4 protein-coding genes are annotated in these 3,004 nt (G+C 67.9%); all 4 read right to left on the reverse strand.

The features are described from left to right. Window positions 1-44: 44 nt before the first annotated feature. A complete protein-coding gene (locus ACFWV8_RS38210; RefSeq protein WP_384215082.1) occupies window positions 45-854 on the reverse strand; it encodes an amino acid ABC transporter ATP-binding protein in 810 nt (269 codons plus the stop codon). Between the two features lie 5 nt (window positions 855-859). After that, on the reverse strand, window positions 860-1,645 hold the full coding sequence (locus ACFWV8_RS38215) for an amino acid ABC transporter permease (protein WP_384215083.1): 786 nt from the start codon (window positions 1,643-1,645) through the stop codon (window positions 860-862). A gap of 13 nt (window positions 1,646-1,658) precedes the next feature. Then, complete coding sequence (locus tag ACFWV8_RS38220; protein WP_384215084.1) at window positions 1,659-2,462, reverse strand: ABC transporter substrate-binding protein; 804 nt, start codon at window positions 2,460-2,462, stop codon at window positions 1,659-1,661. A gap of 206 nt (window positions 2,463-2,668) precedes the next feature. Beyond that, on the reverse strand, window positions 2,669-3,004 hold a 336-nt coding region (locus ACFWV8_RS38225; protein ID WP_384215085.1), incomplete at its 5' end, for a hypothetical protein.

The raw sequence follows: 3,004 nt of genomic DNA on the forward strand, positions 1-3,004 counted from the left end.
GCCCCACGGGAGTTCACCGTGGGGCCGCGCCGCTTGCCGTCCCGCTACTCCTTCGTGGTCCGCGCCCTGCCCTCGCTCAGCCCGGCGGCGGCCGGGTCGAGGACGCGGGAGAGGAAGGACTGGGTGCGGGCATAGCTCGGGGCGCCGATCACCTGGGCCGGGGGCCCCTCCTCGACGATGACCCCGCCGTCCATGAAGACGACCCGGTCTGCGACCTCCCTGGCGAAGCTCATCTCGTGCGTGACGACGAGCATCGTCATCCCCTCGTCGGCGAGCGAGCGCATCACCGCGAGGACGTCACCCACCAGTTCGGGGTCGAGCGCGGACGTCGGCTCGTCGAAGAGCATCAGCCGCGGGTCCATCGCCAACGCCCGTGCGATCGCCACCCGTTGCTGCTGCCCGCCGGACAACTGAGCGGGATACGACGACTCCTTGTCGGTCAGACCGACCCGCGCCAGCCGCTCGCGGGCGACCCGCGCCGCCTCCGCCTTGTCGCGCCCCAGCACCCGGCGCTGAGGAAGCGTCAGATTCTGAAGAGCCGTCAGATGAGGGAAGAGGTTGAACGACTGGAAGACCATCCCGATGCCGCGGCGCACCTTGTCGATGTCCACGTCCGGGTCGGTGACCTCGGCGCCCGCCACCAGGATGGTGCCCGACGTCGGCTCCTCCAGCCGGTTCACACAGCGCAGCAGCGTCGACTTGCCGGACCCCGAAGGGCCGATGACGCACACCACCTCGCCGCGCGCGACCGTGAAGTCGACGCCGGCGAGGACCTCCAGCGAGCCGAACGACTTGTGCAGAGCCCGCACTTCGATGGCCGGTGCCTCGCGGTCCAGCTCCACCGGTTCCTCCACCGCGCTCACCTCGCCCTTGCCGTACGCGCTTCGAGCCGCCGGACCAGATGACCCAGCGGCAGGGTGATGACCAGATAGCAGAGACCGGCGATGAGGATCGGGGTCAGGCTGCGGTTCTGGTTCAGGGCGTCCCGGCCGAACTTGGCCAGCTCGTACTGGGACAGGGACAGACCCAGCAGATAGACCAGCGACGAGTCCTTCGTCAGCAGGATCAACTCGTTGGTCAGCGGCGGCAGTACGATCCGCAGGGCCTGCGGGATGACGATCGACACCATCGCCCGGCTCTGCGACATCCCGAGCGAACGCGCCGCCTCCGTCTGCCCCTTGGGCACGGCCTGGATACCCGCCCGGATCGTCTCCGCCATGTACGCGGCGCCGACCAGGCCCAGGGCCAGCATCACCGTCACGTACTGGTTGATCGCCACCTGGAAGGCCAGCGGCACACCGAACCCGAGGGCGATGAAGACCAGTAGCGCCGGAACGCCCCGGAAGAACTCGATGTAGACGATGGCCAGCCAGCGGTACGGCGGCACCTGTGACAGCCGCATCAGCGCGAGCAGCAGCCCCAGCGCCAGCCCGAACCCGAAGCCGAGCAAGGTGTAGACGACGGTGTTGACCAGCGCCGTCGTGATGATGTCGGGGAACTGGGCCTTGGCGACCTCGACATCGAAGAACGCCCGCTGGATCTCGTCCCAGTCGGCGGCCTGGGCGACGACGACCAGCACGACGGCCAGGACGGCGTACTGCGCACTTCGGACGAGGCGGACCCGTTGTCGGCGGGACATGGACATCGGTGCTGGCTCCTCAACTCTTGGGGGCGGCGGGGAACCACTTCTTGTATATGGCGTCGTAACGGCCGTCGGCCTGGGCCGCCTTGATCACCTTGTCGATCTCCGCGCGCAGCGCGTCGTTCCCGGTGCGCACCCCCACTCCGTACTGCTCGCCGGTCTCGAACTCGGCGGTGACCTCGGTGTCCGGGTTCTTGCGCACGTACTCGAAGAGGACACCGTTGTCGTTGACGGCGGCGTCGACCTGGCCGGTCTTCACGGCCGTGAGCAGCAGAGCCAGGTCCTCGAACTGGACGGTCTCCACGCCCTTGCCGTTCTTCTTCGCGTACTCCTCACCGGTAGTGCCCTGCTGGACGCCCAGCTTCTTGCCCTTCAGGCCCGCCAGCGAGTCGTAACCGGCGCCCTTCTTGGTGATGAGCGCCTGGGTGGCCTCGAAGTAGGGGGCGGAGAAGTCCAGGTTCTCCTCACGTACGGGCGTGATCGTCATGCCGGCGGCGGCGACGTCACACTTACGGGCGTTGAGGTCCTCGCCCGTCTGAATGCCCTCGAAAGGCGTGTCCACGATCTCCTGGGTGACGTCGAGCTCCTTGGCGACCAGATCCACCAGGTCCACGTCGAAGCCGACGATCTTGTTGTCCTGGCGGGACTGGAAGGGCTCGTACGGCAGATGGGTACAGGTCGTGAGCTTCCCGGACTTCACCAGCTCCACCTTCGAGCCGTCGGACGACCCGGTGGTCTCGGTGCTCGTGCATCCGGTCATGGCGACGAGGGCGGCGGCGGTGGCTACTACAGGCAACACGAACGCGGTGCGCGGGGACAAGACGCCTCCAAGCGGGAACGGACAACGCGGGAACGGGCAACAGCCCACAGGGTGTTGTGAGTTGCGCAGATCTTGCCATCGGAGGTGCCGGATGTCTCCTCACCAGGGGCGGGGTTAACGAGGTCGTCACGGCAGCGTGACGGCTCCGCGCCCGGCGCCCCGTCCCGCTCGGGACCCGGGGTCCGGCCTGATCCAAAAGGCACGCCCTACACGATCGGCTTCGTCTGGGTGCAGTTCTTCCACTCGACCCACTCCCGTGCGCCGCCGTTCTTGGGGCCCTTGGCGTACGTCGGGTTGCCGGTGATCGCCTGGTTCTTCTCCTCGTGCGTGATGTCGATGCCGAAGAGCTTGAACCCCGCGGTGATCTGTCCGGCGGAGATACCGAAGCCGATGCCGAGTGAGGCGTTCCACCAGTCGGTGTTGGCGTTGTAGTCGAGGCGGGAGAGCTTGCCCTTGTCGTGGAGCAGGCGCTCCAGCGGTCCGGCGTCGTTGCCCGGTGCCTCGGCCGCTTCCGAGGGGGTGGGCAGGGCGTCGCCGGCGGG

Origin of the sequence: Streptomyces sp. NPDC058665 (genome assembly GCF_042714995.1) — a bacterium.
In the GTDB taxonomy this organism is placed as follows: Bacteria; Actinomycetota; Actinomycetes; order Streptomycetales; family Streptomycetaceae; genus Streptomyces.